The sequence below is a fragment of the Streptomyces sp. NPDC006711 genome, assembly GCF_042869775.1.
GTDB lineage: Bacteria > Actinomycetota > Actinomycetes > Streptomycetales > Streptomycetaceae > Streptomyces.
Genome location: NZ_JBIAGO010000002.1, coordinates 465,058 through 481,515, shown reverse-complemented (window position 1 = coordinate 481,515; position 16,458 = coordinate 465,058). Strand labels below are relative to the sequence as shown.

The 16,458-nt window shown below is 68.5% G+C and carries 10 protein-coding genes; 1 reads left to right on the top strand and 9 read right to left on the bottom strand.

The genetic code is table 11. The features are described from left to right. Positions 1–5: 5 nt before the first annotated feature. The 6 genes from ACFYM2_RS06135 to ACFYM2_RS06110 form a co-directional block, all read right to left on the bottom strand. On the bottom strand, positions 6–4,958 hold the full coding sequence (locus tag ACFYM2_RS06135; protein WP_388833770.1) for a type II restriction endonuclease subunit M: 4,953 nt from the start codon (positions 4,956–4,958) through the stop codon (positions 6–8). A 4-nt stretch (positions 4,959–4,962) separates the two neighbouring features. After that, positions 4,963–7,944, bottom strand: coding sequence for a DEAD/DEAH box helicase (locus tag ACFYM2_RS06130; protein ID WP_388833767.1), 2,982 nt, complete (start codon positions 7,942–7,944; stop codon positions 4,963–4,965). Between the two features lie 91 nt (positions 7,945–8,035). Then, entirely contained in the window at positions 8,036–9,139 is a 1,104-nt protein-coding gene (locus tag ACFYM2_RS06125) for a protein kinase (RefSeq protein ID WP_388833764.1), read from the bottom strand. A gap of 59 nt (positions 9,140–9,198) precedes the next feature. Further along, entirely contained in the window at positions 9,199–10,929 is a 1,731-nt protein-coding gene (locus ACFYM2_RS06120) for an N-6 DNA methylase (RefSeq protein ID WP_388833761.1), read from the bottom strand. Between the two features lie 152 nt (positions 10,930–11,081). After that, complete coding sequence (locus ACFYM2_RS06115; RefSeq protein ID WP_388833758.1) at positions 11,082–11,300, bottom strand: DUF397 domain-containing protein; 219 nt, start codon at positions 11,298–11,300, stop codon at positions 11,082–11,084. Next, positions 11,297–12,109 carry a helix-turn-helix domain-containing protein gene (locus tag ACFYM2_RS06110; protein WP_388833755.1) on the bottom strand — a complete coding sequence of 271 codons (813 nt, stop codon included), beginning with the start codon at positions 12,107–12,109 and terminating at the stop codon, positions 11,297–11,299. Before ACFYM2_RS06110 ends, ACFYM2_RS06115 begins: the two co-directional genes overlap by 4 nt. Before the next feature lie 247 nt (positions 12,110–12,356). On the opposite strand from ACFYM2_RS06110, the gene ACFYM2_RS06105 reads away from it, so the two are divergent. After that, complete coding sequence (locus ACFYM2_RS06105; RefSeq protein WP_388833752.1) at positions 12,357–12,833, top strand: ATP-binding protein; 477 nt, start codon at positions 12,357–12,359, stop codon at positions 12,831–12,833. A gap of 9 nt (positions 12,834–12,842) precedes the next feature. Here ACFYM2_RS06105 and ACFYM2_RS06100 read toward each other — a convergent pair whose 3' ends face one another. The 3 genes from ACFYM2_RS06100 to ACFYM2_RS06090 form a co-directional block, all read right to left on the bottom strand. Next, positions 12,843–15,344, bottom strand: coding sequence for an Hsp70 family protein (locus tag ACFYM2_RS06100; RefSeq protein WP_388833749.1), 2,502 nt, complete (start codon positions 15,342–15,344; stop codon positions 12,843–12,845). A 78-nt stretch (positions 15,345–15,422) separates the two neighbouring features. Further along, positions 15,423–16,058: a nucleotide exchange factor GrpE gene (gene grpE, locus ACFYM2_RS06095; protein WP_388833746.1), complete on the bottom strand. Its 636-nt coding sequence runs from the start codon at positions 16,056–16,058 to the stop codon at positions 15,423–15,425. Between the two features lie 69 nt (positions 16,059–16,127). Next, positions 16,128–16,448 (bottom strand): hypothetical protein, encoded by a 321-nt coding sequence (locus tag ACFYM2_RS06090; protein ID WP_388833743.1) that lies wholly within the window; start codon positions 16,446–16,448, stop codon positions 16,128–16,130. Between the last annotated feature and the right edge of the window lie 10 nt (positions 16,449–16,458).

The window sequence follows — 16,458 nt, the reverse complement described above, 5'->3', positions numbered from 1 at the left end:
GGGTGCTACCTGCTTTCCGGGGCGGGGGTGGGCGTGGCGGTGGACTCGGCGGGGGCGGGCGTGGGCGTGGTGAGGGGGTGCTCGGCGAGGTAGGCGGCGTAGTCGCCGTATTCGCCGGCGTGGAGACGGGCGGTGAAGTCGGCGTGGGCGCGGGTCATTTCGGCCTCGCGGTTGGGCTTCACCCAGCCTTCGGGGATGGCGGGGGTGGGGTCGCCTGCGCGGGCTGCCTTGGCCCAGGCCTTGACGAAGGCGGTCTCTTCGGGGGTCTGGCGGATGCCGACGTTGTGGGTGGCCGCGCCGATCTTGTGACCGTCGGGCGCGAAGAACATCTCCCACTCGTACTTGCGGAGTACGGCGAACTGGGAGCGGTACATGGCGCAGAGTTGTTCGGCTGTGAGGCCGAGCATTACGGCCACGAGTGCGTCGATCTCGACGAGGGCCATACGGCGGTCGTATTCAGTGCGGAGTGGTGTTGCCATGGACCAAGTCGGCTCGACGGCCTGCACAGGGGGGCGAAGTGATCCGGGGTCGGTCCAGCGGTCGGTGAGCCAGAGGGGCTCGAAGAGTTCGGTCCAGAGGGGGGCGTAGTCGCGGGTCAGGCAGTTGAGGCGGAGGGTGCGGAGAAGTAGGGGCGTCGTGAGTGGGTGCTCCAGCGGAGCAGGGAACTGTGAGACCAGTTCAATCTGGATATCCGCTTTCCCCGAGACCTTGACGAGATAGTCGAGCGGCAGACCCGACCAAATCCCCCCCAACACTACAGTAGCTCGATTCGTGTCGAGAGCCATGGTGTGGACGGTATGGACATGCGTCGGCCCTGGAGCCAATAGCGCCGCGTGAAGTCCTCGCTCAAGCGGGGGAGCCGTCATTCTCCTCCAGGCAATCCGGAAGAATTGACTAGCCCTCTTACCTCCCCAAAGCTGTTGCGTCGACTTAAATTCATCCACCGAACATGAGCGGAAATAATTCGTACGAGGGATAACTGATTCAGGTAGCTCTTCCAGTCGCCAAGGCGAGTAGTCACCGTTCCCGTGCACAATTTCCCTCGCTTGCTTGGCGAAAGGCGTTGCCACCGTGAAATGCGGCCCTTGGAGAACGACATCACCCCAAGATGAAGGGATATCGGTCTTCCATTCAATAATTCGATCCCTCTTCGCGCCTTTCTCGTGAAGGCCAGATGTCCACCAGAAAACAAAGTCACCGAGTCGCTGCGGGAATCCAGAGAGCACTCGGAGCGCCTCATTGTCGCTATTCGTCAGCGGTCTCAGCATTCGAGCCTGCAGCGAAGGAGTTCCTTTCTCGTCGACGAGCGCAGCCCAATCGGAAAGGACCGCCTCCGTCACCGTCACTACTCGCTCCGCATGAGGTCGGAAGTCCCAACCGCCGGACTCATGCTGAATTCCTGGTGCATCGCCGATTCCAGAATGAGTGAGTGATGTGTCGACCGTGTCGGGGTGGAAAATTGAACTCATACTGATGAACCTGGGCGTCTGCGGAGGTCCGTAGATATGAATCCCATAGACATTAATGTGATCAATCTCGGGAAATAGTTGAGCCTCGTTCCGAAATTGAAAATGGCGTCGAATTCTCTTGTAGGTTTCCTTGCGAAACCCGCCACCTTTCGAGTCGGTAAAGTGTGACTCTGGATGAATTAGGCCAGCCCTGCCCGTGGCTCCCAGGTTTCGCCAGGCCCGGATCATGAAATTCCGGTAGACGTTGGTTTGCGTTCCTGCCAGGGCCGAGTTTTCCACCGTCGATCCGAGATGCGCGTTAGTCCCGGCCCAGGAGTTCAAGTCGGAAAAATAGCCGCGTAGTGCCGTTTCCCTGGAGAGAACGTCAAGCCTTCGAGTGCTCTTGATCGATTCCGGCGATTTGTCGAGCAAGCCAAACCAAGGGTCATACTCGGCGAGTGCCAGGTAATCGTCCCAAGTGGGGCGATTCCAGGGCGGATTCCCAACCTGCAGGTTAAACCCGCCCCGCTCGAATACCTGCGCGAACTCAAGCTCCCAATGAAAGAACCCCTCCCGCCGTGAGATCGCGTCAACCTCACTCAGCCACGGGAACCTAACCATCACTGACGGCAAGTCCGCGCACTGGCTCATCACCCGGTCGAACTCGTCGTCCATCGCGAGCTTGTCGAACTCGCCGGTGTCGGCGAACAGCCCGAACTCGTCGTCCAGCCCCGCCGCGCCGCCACCGACACGGCTGGACTGCCTCGCCTTCGCCTTGGCCGCCGGAACACCCAGCACTGCCTCGCAGAATGACAGCCACTCCTCCATGCTGGGCGGCGCCGGGGTGTCGGGTTGCCCCACGGGCCAGAACCACAGGGCGCACCAGGCGTCCATGACCAGCTTCAGTCGGCCGCGCGGTGAGCCCGGTTCGTTCAGTGCGCTCTCGATCTGCTCACGGGTCACATCTCCCGACGCCTTCTCCAGCGGTTGCTCGGGATCGACCTCCCACACGTCGATCTGGCGCCGTACCTCCCGCTCGCTCACGATCAAGCGGCGCCGGGTCAGCTCCCACAGCCGCTCGACTCGCGTTGCCAGTGCCAGCAGCCGCTTGCCCTGCGCCACCGACGGCGTCGACGTGACGGCCGTCCGCCACTTCGCCAGCGCATCGCGCTCGTCTTTGGCCAGTTCCTTGGCCTGCTTGGCGTCGGCGACGGCGCCCCACCCCTTGGCCGGCACCAAGAAGTGGTGGATCTCCTTGCCCGCCTGAAACTGGCCTTCCTCGGCTCCTGCCCGCAGCGGGCGGTCCGTCGGGACCGTCGTCAGCCACGCCTTCCGCTTCAGCGCCTCCGCCGCATACACGGCCCGCCGCGCTCCGATCAGCGAGTTACCCCGCCGCAGGTGCAGGCCGAACCAGGGGGCCTTGAGGCCCTCATGCATCGAGTTGAGCCACAGTGAGACCTCGGCCAGCTCAACGGCAGTCTGGTTGAGGTCGACGCCGTAGCAGTTGTGCAGCGCGAGGTACGCCTTGACCTTCTGCAGCTCCGCCTCGTACCGGTCCGGAGGCAGTTGTTCACCACCCAGCTCCGCCATCCTTCGCTTCAGGTACTCCGCAGCCAGCTGATTGATGGCCTCATTGAGGAACGCGCCGGAGCCCAGGGCGGGCTCACACACCGTCAGGTTCAGGATCGCCCGCGCAGGCGTCGTCTCACCGTCCTGGTCCAGCAGCTCCGCCAGAGCGTGCTTGACCGTGCTGCGGGTTAGTACCTCCGGCGTGTAGTACGAAGCCGACCGCTGCCGCTCCCGACCAGACAAGCGGTACACGAAGCTGCCCCTCTTGTGCAGGACACGCTTCTTTACGCCCGTCAGCTCGTCCGTCCGCTTGACGAAGACGTCCTCGTCGTAGTTGTCCGCATCCTTGAGCGGCACGACCCAGGTGCCGCTCAGCCCGTCCGAGTCCGGCTTGGCGACCTCGTACAGGTCATCCCAAGCGAAGAAGCCGGTGTACGACATCAGGCCCTCGTACACCGCGCCGAGCTGGTTGATGCCGAGCTGCGCGTACGAGATGAAACCCTTCCCCGTGCCACCGCCGGCCTTGCCGCGTCCGCTGCGCCGCCCCTGTGTGAGCATCAGCAGGTTGAGAACCCGCCACAGCACCTTGTTGCGCAGCCGCGTGTCGATCCGCTCCCCCTCGACCGACACCGAGCCGATCAGCGGGGTCGCGTCGGCCTTGAACAGGTCGCTGCGCAGGGCCTCGAAGCGCAGGCCGTCCGCGTCGAGGACGGTCACTCCGTCCTCGGTCGGCGCGGCGTCCGAACCCAGAGGGCGGTGGCCCTGGTCGACCAGCCGGAAGAGCAGATTCAGTGAATCGGCGAAGTGCGTGCCGTCCTGCGCCTCCTCCGGAAGGTCGTAGGAGACCAGTTCGCCGAGCCGGGCGAGTCCGTAGCCGTCCTGATAGGCGTCGTCCTTGCTGGGCAGGATGCCAAGCTCGGGCCGCGCCTCCGCGTAGAGCAGGAACAGGATCCGGTACAGGTACCGCAGCGACTCCCGAGTGAGCCGGCTCGCCAGGTCGGCCGGGTCGCCCAGCTCCACCGGATCGGCGCCGCCCTCCTTGAGCCGGTCCAGGATCTCCTGGGCGATGAGTTCGACCGACTGCCGCAGCCCTTCCCGCAGCTCCTTCGAGACGCCCACCGCGTGCTTCCGGCCCTTGTCGACCAGCCCGTCCAGGTACCCGGCGACTCCGCCCTCCGTCAGCAGTGACTCCGCGCCGAACAGCGCGGCCACCGCCTCCAGTTCCTCGCCGTCCGCGCTGAGGTTGCGGTCCAGGGCCTCGTCCACGCTCACCGCGAGGAACCGGCCCTCGTGCCAGGCCGTGCGGTCGGCGAGCAACACCGCGCCGCCCGCGAGGAGCAGGACGTAGCGCGGGGCGTAGCCGTCCTCGCAGCCGAAGAGGAAGGTGACGGCGTCGGCCGCGCTGGTGATGAGCTGCTTGCCGTCGAGCTGGATCGGGTCGAGGAGTTGTGCGCCGCCGTCCTCGACGTCCGCGACGACGAGTTCGCCGTCCACCTGCCAGGTGACGTCCAGGGCGACGAGTTCCAGGCCGCCAGGGCCCGTGACGGCGAGCGCCACCGGCACCGACCGTTCCTTGTCGCCCTGCATCACACCGAAGTCGCCCCGGCGGAGTCGGGTGTGGGTGGAACCCGCGGGCTCCGGAGCGGCGCCCTCCGCGTCCTTGTCCTCGCCCTCCGGCTTGACATACGCCAACGCCGCCAGCAAACGGTCGTTGAGCTCCCGTACCTCGGGACCGTCGAAGGCCTTGTTCTCGGTGATGCGGACCTTCGCCTTGAAGTACTCGCGGCGCAGGCCCTTCACGCCCGACCGGGACGACGGAGCGCCCGCCCGGTTGGCGGAGGTCCAGCGCTTGCGCAGCTCGGTGAGGTCCTTGGCGAACAGCTCGGCGAGGTAGTGGGCGGAGATGTACTCACCGCGGTTGGTGATCGCTTCGAATGCCACGGTGTCACGCGCCCCTCTGCTGCTGAATCACGTTGCCGCCGGCGGCCGCGGGTGGCGCCAGGACTCCGATCACACGAACCATCGCCTCGCCCTGTGTGGCCAACTGCTCGATGAGCTGCTCGACCTCCACCGCGGTCTTCTGCACGCGCGTCTCCTCGTGCTTCCGCCGCATGCCGCTGAAGCTCAGTTGCTCGAAGGTCGACAGGCTGGCCTTCCGCCATGCCTCCAACCGCTGTTCGTACTCGACGAGTTGCTCCACCAGTGGGGTTTCCTGCTCGTTGCGCAGCGCGCCGATGTGCTCGCGGCTCGCCTGAACCGCCGCCGGGACCAGGGCCTGGAGGGCAGTCCTGTCGCCGGTGAAGGGGCGGTTGAGCATTCCCGGTTTGACTCCGGCCCGTTCGAGTACGCCCACCAGGTCGTCGTCGAAGGTGGGTGTGCCGCTTGCCAGGCCCGTCACGCACGTCCAGGCAAGGACGGTCGGGTGGCCCTTGGCGTTGGAGTACATGCCCTGGGTGAGGAACACCGGTTCGCTGACGTCCGCCGTGATGATCGGGGCGGTGTTGCGGGTGAGTCTGACGAGGACCTTGTCGGTGAGCCACTCCACCACCGGGTGCTGGTCGGTGAGGTAGCTGACGTCGGGCCAGCCGGAGGTCTCGGTGCGCTCCTGCTTGGTGATCGCGCCCTTGGCACGGTTGCCGCTGCGCTCGCGGGCGCGGTCCAGCCGGTCCTGGCCGAACTGCTTGTCGAAGGTGACCCGAAGCTGGTCCAGGACCTGACGCTCGTCCAGGTACGACTTGGGGAGGACCAGCAGGCGGCGCTGGAGTTCCCGGTCCGGGGTGAAGACCATCATCTTGGGGTGGTCGGCGTCCCAGTGCTTGCCGATGCGCTGCTCCGGGTTGTCGTAGACCTCCTCCAGGGCCTCTTCGACGAACGCGCGGGTGGAGGCGAACAGTTGAGGCACCCGGTAGCCCGGTGAGTCGCCGTCCGGGGTGTGGTCGGCGAGGAACGCCTCGAAGGGGTCCAGCGGGACCGAGGGAACGGCGGCGTCGAACGGTTCCTCGTTCGCCAGGAGCCGTTCCATGATGGCGTTCGTCTCGGTGCCCTCGTCACGCAGGCCCAGGATGGAGGCGGCTTCGCCGAGGGTGCGGTGGACCTCGTCCTCACGCTGCAGCAGGCGCTCCGACACCGCTCGGTCGGCCGAGGGGCGGTCGGGGTCCTCGTCGGCGGTGAGCAACAGCAGGGCGCGGATCTCGGGGCAGTGCTGTTGGCCGTAGCGGTCGATACGGCCGTTGCGCTGCTCGATGGTGATCAGCGACCAGGGCAGGTCGTAATGGATCATCTGGTGGCACTGGCGGTGCAGGTTGACGCCCTCGGCGGCGATGTCGCCGGTGAGCAGGACCCGAAGTTCGCTGCTCGCCAGGCCGAAGTCCTTGACGGTGCGCTGCTGTTCGTCGTCGGAGAGGCCGCCGTGGAGCTGGCGGACGGCGCCGCTGGTCTTTCCCTTGCTCGGTGCGAAGCCGAGGGCCGAGGGCAGAGTGTCCTGCAGTATCTGGAGAGTGGCGCGGCGCTCGGAGAAGATCACGACGCGGGTGTCGGAGCCGGGGCCGACCTTGATCTCCTCCTTGAGCACCTTCACCAGCTGCCGGAACTTGGCGGCGTCCTCGATGTCTATGGCCTCGGCGATGGTGCCGAGGTTGACCAGTGCGTCGCGTTCGGCCTGGCGTTCTTGTGGGTTGGTGCTCCGGTCGATGCTGTCGATCCGGTTGTCGACCGTTTCGACGAGCGCGGAGTGGGAGGAGAGGAAGGACTTCAGCAGGGTGTACGGGAAGAGCCGTGCGCCCTTGCCGGAGACGGGGGCCGTGCGGCCGTCCTTCGGGTTGATCCAGACGTCGTACAGCTCGTCGAAGACCCGCTGCTCGGCCGGGGTCGCCGTGCAGTCGATGGCGACGGGCGGCTTGCGCGTGGCCCACATGTGGCCGATCTCGGCCGAGACGTCGGGCGACATCTTGTGGCGCCGGATGTAGAGGTGCTGGAGCTGCGTCTCGTCGTAGTCGCTGGTGTTGGGAATGGCCGTCGGGTCGAGCAGGCTCAGCAGCTCGCCGAAGGACTCCCGCTGGCCGTTGTGCGGTGTGGCGCTGGCCAGGATCAGGGCGTCGGTCTTCGGCGCGAGGAGCTGCGCGAGGCGGTTGTTCTTCGTCCCGGTGTTGATGAGCTTGTGCGACTCGTCGATGACGACGGCGTCCCAGGTGACCTGCATGAGATGGCTGCGCCAGCGGTCGGAGCGCAGGGTGTCGATGGAGATGATCGCGCGCTTGTAGTAGGAGAAGGGGTTGCGGCCGGCGGGGATGTCGTTCTTGATCCGCTCGATACCGGCCGAGTCCAGCCGCACCACCGGGATCGCGAAGCGCGTCCACAGCTCGTGCTGGAACTGTTCCAGGATGTGCTTCGGCGTCACCACCAGGATGCGCTCGCCGCGCCCGCGCCTGATCAGTTCGGACAGCAGCAGCCCGACCTCGAGGGTCTTGCCGAGGCCGACCGCGTCCGCGATCAGCAGTCGGGGGCGAAGGGCGCGCAGAGCGGCCTTGGCGGGTTCGCGCTGGTAGGCGAGGTCGTCGACGAGGTGGGTGCCCACGGTGGCGAGGCGCTGTTCGGAGAGGGGCAGCGGGGTCTTGCGGATCAGCGCGTCGATGAACAGGCGCGAGCGGCGGCACTCGGGGGAGTCGTCGGGGACGAGCTCGGTGTCCTCGGGGCGCAGCGGGATCACCTGGTCGAGGCTTTCGTGCGCGAAGAAGACGGCCCGCTGGTCGCGGACCAGGGGCGAGATGCCCCGTACGTCCAGGCGGGTGCCGTCCTTGGCAGTCTCCGAGGCCTCCACGACCAGCCAGTCCTCGTCGCGGGCGCGGACCTGCATCCCGGCGGCGAACCGGACGCCACCGGACGCATAGCCCGGGACGTTGCCTGACGCACTGTCGGCGACGGTGGTCATCGGCGGGTCTCCTTCGATTGCTGCTCTGCTGCTGTGCCGCTGTGCCGTTCAAGCACTGGGCGTCTGTGGTTTGTGCGTGGGTTTGACGGGGTCAGCCGCCGTAGTCGCCGCGGCGGTCCTCGATACGGCTGCGCCATCGTGCGGCCCAGCGGTCCGGCATGCCGTCCGGCCGGGGCCCGGGAGCGAGCGGCTCCGCGGGCCTGGGGAACGGTGCGGCCTCGGGCATCGGCTCGGGGGCGATGTCCCTAACGCCTTCCGGCTCGGCGTCCACCGCGGCATCGGGATCCGGTACGGCATCCGGCGCCTCGACCGGTGTGGCCTGCCGCTCCAGCACCGCCGCGAGGAACGCCTCCGGCAGCGGCGGGTACGCCTGCGCCTCCGTCGGCACGCCGAAGTCGAGCAGGCGTCCCATCGCCTCCTCCAGCACGTTCTGCGCCGTCGGCCGGTCCTCGGCGTCGAAGGCCAGTGTGTGGGTGACCAGGTCGAGCAGCGCGGGCGGGAGGCCGGTCAGGTCCGGCTGGAGGTCCAGCGTCCGCTGTGCCGGCATCTGTGCGTAGAAGGGGACGTGGCCGGTCGCCGCGTGCGCCAGCGTCGCGCCGAGGCTGTAGACGTCCGACGCCTCGCCGGCCCTACGGGAGTCCGCCGCCTGTTCCGGCGCCATGTAGGAGAGGGTGCCGAGGGCCGCGCTCGCCGTGGTCAGGCCGGTGCCGCCGCTGACGTGGGAGATCCCGAAGTCTATGACCCGGACGCCGTCCGTGGCGACCAGGACGTTGCCGGGCTTGAGGTCCCGGTGCAGTAAACGCACCGAGTGGATGTGCATCAGGGCGTCCGCGAGACCCGCTGCCAGCCACCACGCACCCAGCTCGCTGACCGGGCCGTGCTGCTCCACCAGCTCCAGCAGCGAGGGCGCGTTGATGTACTGGGTCGCGATCCAAGGCGTCGCCGCTTGCGGGTCGGCGTCCACCAGAGCGGCGGTGTGGAAGCCGCCGACGCGGCGGATCGCTTCCAACTCCAGGGCGAAGCGCTTGCGGAAGTACTCGTCCTCCGCGAGCTGCGGTCTGACGACCTTCACCGCGACCGGGCGGGTCGAACGGTAGCCCAGGTACACGACACCCATCGCGCCCTGCCCCAGTCGGCCGACCAGTCGGAAGTTCCCGACCGTCCTCGGGTCGCCCGCTCTGAGCGGCTGCAGCACCTTTGCCCCCGTACTGTCCTGACCTGGCTGGACGAGAGCGAGGTTATCAGCGGGTCGGTTCACTGAACCTGCGCCTCCTGGGACTCGCCCTTCCCCGAAGAGGCACTGGTGGCGGCCGACGGCGGCAGCAGGGCACCCTTGGTCAGCCCGTCGTACGCGAGTGCGCCGACCCGGTCGCCGATCGCGGCGGCCTCGCGCAGCAGTTCCTCGAAGGCGGCCAGACGCCGGAAGGCCTCGCCGTACTCCCGCTGGCGCCCGATGTCCATCTGCGGAATCTGCGCACCCGAGGCGCTCAGGCGGAGGGTGCCACTGGCGGCGGTGCTGCGGCGGGTGTTGGCGGCGCTGCGCAGGAAACCGCGCAGGTAGTCGGTGTCGAGCTGGTCGGTCCGGGAGGTCGGCTCGGTGCCGTCCAGGTCGACCAGACCGCCCCGGACGAGATCGCCGAGTCCCATCGGCGCGGCCTCGATGCGGCCGGGGCCGGCAGGGAGCTCGGGGAGCAGGTCGAGCAGGTCCCTGGCGAGACTCTGGACGCGGTCGCGCAGGGCGGCGTACTCGACGGGGTAGTCGCCGTGATGGGGGGTGACGTAGCGGCCGGGGCTCAGGTCGACGTCGTCGTCCAGGATGTCGACGGGCGGAACGTCCGCGATCTGCTCCGGCGTCGGTGCGCAGTCCTTCACGCCGATGCCGATGCCGTCCGGGTCGGCGGTGCTGAGGTCGATCATGCGGATGTGTGTCGGGGTGGGGTCGCCCTGGTCCGGTCGCCGCAGGATCCACAGGTGCACGGGCAGTGAGTGGTTGGACATCAGACCGGGCGGCAGTGCCACCACGGAGGCCAGCAGTCCTCGGCGGACCAATTCGGCCCGGATACGGCGACCGGCCTTGCGGTAGGCGACGGACGAGGGCAGCACCAGCAGCGCCCGGCCGCCGGGGGCGGTGTGGGCGTAACAGTGCTGGACCCAGGCGAGTTCGCTCTCCGAGCGCGGGGGTACGCCCAGCTCCCAGCGGGGGTCGAGCAGCAGGTCGTCCCGCCCCCAGTCGGCCACGCCCACCGGGGGATCGCAGACGACCAGATCGGCGCGGAGGTCGGGGAAGGCGTCCTTGCGCAGCGAGTCTCCACAGGCCAGCGTGGCGGTCCTGCCGCCGAGCCGGGCACGGAACTCGGCGATGGAGGCGGTCGCCGGATTGAGTTCCTGGCCGTACCGGTGAGCACCCGGGACGGCGGTGAGCAGCAGCGTCCCGATGCCGCACGCCGGGTCGTAAACCGTGCCGATGGTGCCGTCCGATGCTCCGGCTACCTCGCCGGCCGGCCTGGTGAACGCCGCGACGATCCGCTCCAGGGCGAGGGTGGTCATCGGCTCACCGCCGCTGCGGGTGGTGGAGGCGATACAGCGCTCGACAAGGTCGGCGTAGAGGGCGTGTGCGCCACGCTCCGCGGACAAGGCGGTGAGGGCAGCCGCGGCGGGTTCGGCCAGCGGCTGCTCGACGGCGGTTCCGAGCAACCGCGCGCCGACCGCGCCGAGTGCGGTGAGCAGGTCGTCGCCGTACTGAGCGCGCAGTTCGTGCCACAGGTCGACCTCAGTGGAGGTTTCCCGGCCCTTGCCCTGTCGGTCCAGCCACTGCTGGACTTCCGTGAGCGCGAAGAGGGGGCTGGTCGCGGTGCCGGCGGCGGGGCGCGGGAAGTCGGCGTGGCGGCGGCGCCAGTTGGAGACGGCGGCACGGGTCACCCCGGCGAGGCGGGCGATCTCGGCAGCCGTGACGACCGCCGCGGGGGCGGATTCGTCGGCGGCCATGACGGGACCGTACACACCTCAAAGGGCATAGGCAAGACGCCTGCGTTAACGCCGCTAACAGTGCGGTGACATTTCTGCCCATTTCGGAATTCAAGGAGCGAGGAACCACACATCAAGGGGACAAACGGTCAGCCGACGAGTGAGAAGGTTGGTCAACCCTCGCTGCGGTGGCACGCGGCGAAGCCGACGAAGGCCGCCCATGCGGTGCGGTCCATGGTGAGTGCGGGGCCGGGGACCGCCTTCGAGTCCCGGACGTGGACGGTCCCTGTCGAAGCTGCCACTTCCACGCACTGGCCCCCCTCCGCGCCGCTGTAACTGCTCTTGAACCACCGCAGATCCTGAGCGACGGCAGTGATCCTTCGGGTGTTCATAGCTCCCCCAGCGACTTCTCGATGTAGGCCAGCGACTCACACGGGGTGAGGGCCTGCGCACGGATGATCCCATAGCGTGCGGCGAGTGCGCGGACCTCTTCGCGATCGGTCACCAGTGTGCTACGTCCCTGCGCCTCCGTGTAGCCGATCTGCTCCCCTCCCTTGCGCGTGAACAGCGTGAACCCGCCGTCCACACCGGCGTTGTCCTCCCGGTCGAGCGGCATCACCTGCACCTCGACGTTCCGTTTCTGGCCGATGAGGAGGATCTGCTCCAACTGCCCCCGAAGCACCGTGGTTCCGCCGAGCCGCCGCAGCAGTACGGACTCCTCCATGACGAAACTGAACAGGGGCGCGGGCCACTTGTTGAAGATCTCCTGGCGGGCCAGTCGTGCCGCGACCCGCTGCTCGATCGTCTCCTCGTTCAGGAGCGGCCGGCGCATGGTCAGCAGCGCCCGCGTGTACTCCTCGGTCTGCAACAGGCCGTTCACCACATGGGTGTCGTACGTCTGAAGCTCGACGGCCTCGGCTTCCAGCCGCGCCGCGTCCCGGAAGAACGCCGGATAACGCGCCCGCGCCACCTCTTTCTTCATCGCCCGCAGGACGCCGCCCGCGTTCAGCACCTCGTCCGCCCTGTCGATCAGCTCCGGCTTGGGGATGCGTCGGCCGAGCTCGACCGACGTGATCTGGTCCTCCCCGTAACCGAGCCGGGAGCCCAACTCGGCCCGGGTCAGCCCGGCCCGCTCCCGAAACAGCTTCAACTGCTGCCCGAAGCACCGCAGGAAGCCCGTCCCGTCGTCCTGCTCCGCCATGCCCGCCACCTCCGGCAACCTGTCCGCCCACGGCTCTGGTACGCGGCTGTACACGGTGAGGCCACCGCACTCAGCGCCATAGGGCACGCTACGTGCGGCGGCGAAAGAGTCGGACCTGAACGTTCGCAAGTTCCCCCGTACGAGGACTTGCCCCTGCCTGTACGTCCGTCGCGACGACCTGTACAGACCAGCCCCGTACAGGCGTCGTGCTGGTCAGCGCCGTGTGGTCTCCGGCAGGCTCGCCGCCATGGAATCCTCGGACACCGCCATCGCGCCGACGCCCCAACCCCCGTCTGCCCAGCACGAGTTCGCCATGTGTTTCACCTCCACACCGCGCGGTGCCCGTCTCGCCCGCCGTCTCGTCTCGCATCGGCTCGACCAGTGGGGATACGCCTACGACTCCGCAGCGAACGAGACCCTCACCCTCATCGCGGCCGAACTCGCCGCCAATGCCGTGCGGCACGGCCACGTGCCCGGCCGGGACTTCCACCTCCGGCTGACGGCAACCTCCGACACCCTCCGCGTGGAGGTGACGGACACCCGCACCGAGCGGGTGCCGCCCCAGCCCGTTCCCGAAGCGCCCGGCGACGCGGAGTCCGGCCGGGGACTGCTGCTCGTGGCCCGGCTGGCGACCGCCTGGGGCACCGACCCGCGCCCCGCCGCACCCGGCAAGACCGTGTGGGCGGAGCTGTCTCCAGGACGGAGCGGAACGGCGACGCGCTGAGCCGGCGGGTCAACGGGCCGGCTTCTCCGGACGCACGGTCCTGCGCTGCGGCGCCCGGAACTCCGCCTGCTCCCGGCGCATGTCCTCGTAAAGGTCGGTGATCCGGGACTTGGCCGCGTCCACGCGGGCGAGGTCTCCTTGCCGCGCCGCCTCGGTCAGCATCTCGCCGGTCTGCTGGATGCGTTGCTGCAACGCGGCGTTGACCCCGTTGTGCGAGGCGAACGCCAGAGCGCTCATCACCTTGTACAGGTCCTCGCCGAGGCGGCGCCGGATGCTCAGCACCTCCTCGGCGATCTTGTGTCCGCGGTCGAAGTCCGCCGCCTCGCGCATCGACTTCAGGGCGCTGCGGTGGCGCAGCATCGCCTCAAGGTCCTCGTTCGGCATCAGCTCGGCCACGTGATGCGGATAGCGGTAGGCGAGAGCCGTGGCCCAGCGCACGCTCTGCTGACGTTCCAGCAGGACATCCGCGTCTTCCAGGAGCGTGTCCAGGGAACGCCCGGGAGCCTCGCCCGTGACGACCTGCTCCAGTGCGGTCGCCGTCTCTGCCAGGACCGCGGATTCCGCCGGGGTGAGCTCATGGCGCCAGTCGGCGAGGAACGTCTGGAATCGTCCGTGTGTCTCCCGCGCCCGCCTGCGGAACTCCGGGGGCAGCGGGTTGCGTCGGAAGACGGCCGGGGTGAACGAGGCTCCGTCGAGCCGGGTCTCCAGCCGGATCGAGCGGTCCCCGTCCAGGTGCACGGCGATGGTGAGGGCTTTGGTGCCCGTGCTTCCCTCGGGCAGTTCGTACATGGAGACGCCGCACAGGTCGTTGCGCTCCGCGGGCTGGAGGTCTCCCTCGTGCAGGGCGATCTCCAGCATGTCCCCGGGATTGGCGGTGAGCTGGAAATCGTGCCGGATCGGCTGCTCTGTCGGGTAGCGGGTGCCCGCGTCGACCAGAATCACCAGACTGCCGTCGCTGGTACGGACACCGATGGGACGAGGAGTCACATCGGACGGGGCCGCGACGGGCAGCTCCGCGTTGCAGAGTGAGCAAGAGGCGAGGCCCGGCTGGTTCACGAATGCGCAGCTCGGACACTTCAGACCGCCGCTGTCACGCAGTTCCGCTCCGCACAGGTCGCACGCCATCGCGTCTGGAGCGTTCTCCTCTCCGCACTCGCCGCAGACGGACGGGGTGGGCGGTGCGGGTCGCTGGGCCGAGAGCGCGGAGAGGTCCGATGCGCAGACGGGGCACGCGCCGGTGTTCTCGGGCGCAGGGACGTGGCAGGCCGGGCACTCGACTGTCGGAGTGCCGACGAGCGGGGTGGCGCAGTCGGAGCAGGTGTCGGCGTCCAGCGGGCAGGTCGCGTGGCAGTCGGGGCAGTCGAGGGTGTCGACGAGTGCCGACTGGACGGCCGCACCGAGCGCGACGCACGTCATCGGGTCCACGTCCGTGCGCAGCTTCTCGCGGCCGAAGAGCTCCGCCAGCCGTTCCGCCACCAGGGGGATGGCGCTCGAGCCGCCGACCAGGAGGACCTGGTTGATGTCCTCCGGCAGCAGGGACGCCTCCGTCACGGTCCGCCGGGTCAGGTCGACGGTCTCCTCGATCCGCTCGGCGATCAGGCTCTCGAAGTGCTTCCGGTCGACGGTCTCCGAGAGGACGGCGCCCGACTCGCCGAGCGGAGACACGATCACCTCGGTCGAGGACGCCGCCGACAGACGGATCTTGGCGTGCTCAGCGGCCTTCCGGATCTTCGAGGCGTCACCCGGCAGGGGTTCGTGTCCGGGGCTGCGCTCGTTCAGGAGTCCCTGCAGGTGATCGGCCAGGCTGCCGTCGAAGTCCGTACCGCCGAGCAGGTTGTCCCCGCCCACGCCGAGCACATCGACGAACCCGGGCATCAGCGTCAGGATCGAGACGTCGAAGGTGCCACCGCCGAGGTCGTAGACGAGGACGGTTGCCTGGTCGGCATCATGAGCGCGTCCGAGGCCGTACGCGAGCGCGGCCGACGTGGGTTCCATGAGCACCCGAACCACGTGGAACCCGGCCAGTCTGCCCGCCTCACGGGTGGCCGCGATCTGCCGTTCGCCGAAGTACGCGGGCGCGGTGATCACGGCACGGGTGAACGCCGTACCGAGGCGTTCCTCCGCGTCCCGCTTGAGCCGCCTGAGGATGATCGCGGAGATCTGGACCGGAGTGTAGTCGTGGTCTCCGAGTCTGATCAGGATTCCGCCGTCCGGCCCCTCGGTGATCTCCGGACCGCCCTGCCCCATACGGAGGACGGCCTGCCGCACCTTCGGGTCCTTGAACTGGCGGCCCATGAGGCGCTTGACCGTGGCGATCACCCGCGAGGCATCCCGCTCCAGCCAGTTCAGTGCCTCCCGGCCGACCAGGAGGCTTCCGTCTCCGGAGAGGCCCACGACCGACGGAGTCCCGCTCTCCTCCGGTGCGGCCGCGATGACCTCCGGTTCGCCGTCCTTGATCCAGGCCATGACCGAATTGGTGGTGCCGAGGTCGATTCCGAGTGTCCTGTGCACTTCAGGCTTCCTGTTCTTGGAGTGGGCGGGCTGTGCGGTACCGGGCAGTGGATGGGATTCCGTAGCGGGAGAGGAAGGTCAGGAACGGCGGCGAGTACGGCGCTTGTGACGCGGCAGTCGCCGAGGCTGTCGTCGTGCCGTCGTCGACCGGCCGGGCTGCTCCGGCTCCCTCACCGGTTCCTGAGACGGTTCCGGGCCAGGGCCGATGTCAGGGTCGGAGCCGGGGACGGCGACCACGACCTCGGCTGTCCGCAGCACCTGCTGCCCCAGGTAGAAGCCTGGTACGCGTTCCTCCAGTACCAGGTCGGCGGGGTGCCTGGATGTGGGGCGGGCACCCACGACCCGTGCGATCCCGGGGTCGGCGCGCTGGTGCACGAGGTCCATCGGCCTGACATCCGCGGTCAGCAACTGGCGGCGCAGCAGCCTGTGCGCGGCGGACACCTGTTCCGTCAGGCTCGCCAGCGGCGCGGCGGCGTGATGCGGCACCGTGGAGTGCCGGCGTGCCGACCAGCGCAGGGACTCCGCGAGTGCGTCGTCGACGTCGAGCAGGCCGGTGAGCAGGCGGCGGAGCGACGTCTCCCACTCGGCGTCCTTCCGGGCCAGTTCGTCCTCGTACTGGGCACGCCGCCGCTCCAACGCCTCGCACCGTCTGCGCAGTTGCGCGATCAGACGTTCGGAGTCGGAGTCGGGCTGTGCGGAGGACGGTGCGGTCAACGCGGGCTCCCGGGACGTTGAAGGGGCGTGAGGCGTACAGAGGCGGATCACCGAGCGGTCGTGGGGCCGTCAGCCGGACGGCGGGGCGAAGCTCGCCGGGTCGGGCATCAGGGGGGCGACTCGGGACATGTGCCGACGGGCCTCGGCGAGCAGCGCACCGCTCGCATCGGGCGGCAGCGCGCCGGGCAGCGGTGTCAACAGCTCCGCCACCCGACGTTCTCCGGGGCGGGAGAGGGCGTTGCGCGCCCGGGAGAGGCGGTCGCGCAGTTCACGATCGCGCCGGGCGGCCTTCGAACACCGTTGGTAGGCGGCCAGGACGTCGGCCCTGGACGCACCGACCTCCAGACCCAGCACCTCGTACGGAGAATCGCCGAACATGGACATGGTCACCCCGTGTCTT

Excerpts from the sequence above, each read along its gene's own strand:
- ACFYM2_RS06120 (WP_388833761.1), bottom strand. The coding sequence starts at position 10,929 with ATGGCCGCCGACGAATCCGCCCCCGCGGCGGTCGTCACGGCTGCCGAG.
- ACFYM2_RS06110 (WP_388833755.1), bottom strand. The coding sequence starts at position 12,109 with ATGGCGGAGCAGGACGACGGGACGGGCTTCCTGCGGTGCTTCGGGCAG.
- ACFYM2_RS06130 (WP_388833767.1), bottom strand. The coding sequence starts at position 7,944 with ATGACCACCGTCGCCGACAGTGCGTCAGGCAACGTCCCGGGCTATGCG.
- ACFYM2_RS06115 (WP_388833758.1), bottom strand. The coding sequence starts at position 11,300 with ATGAACACCCGAAGGATCACTGCCGTCGCTCAGGATCTGCGGTGGTTC.
- ACFYM2_RS06105 (WP_388833752.1), top strand. The coding sequence starts at position 12,357 with ATGGAATCCTCGGACACCGCCATCGCGCCGACGCCCCAACCCCCGTCT.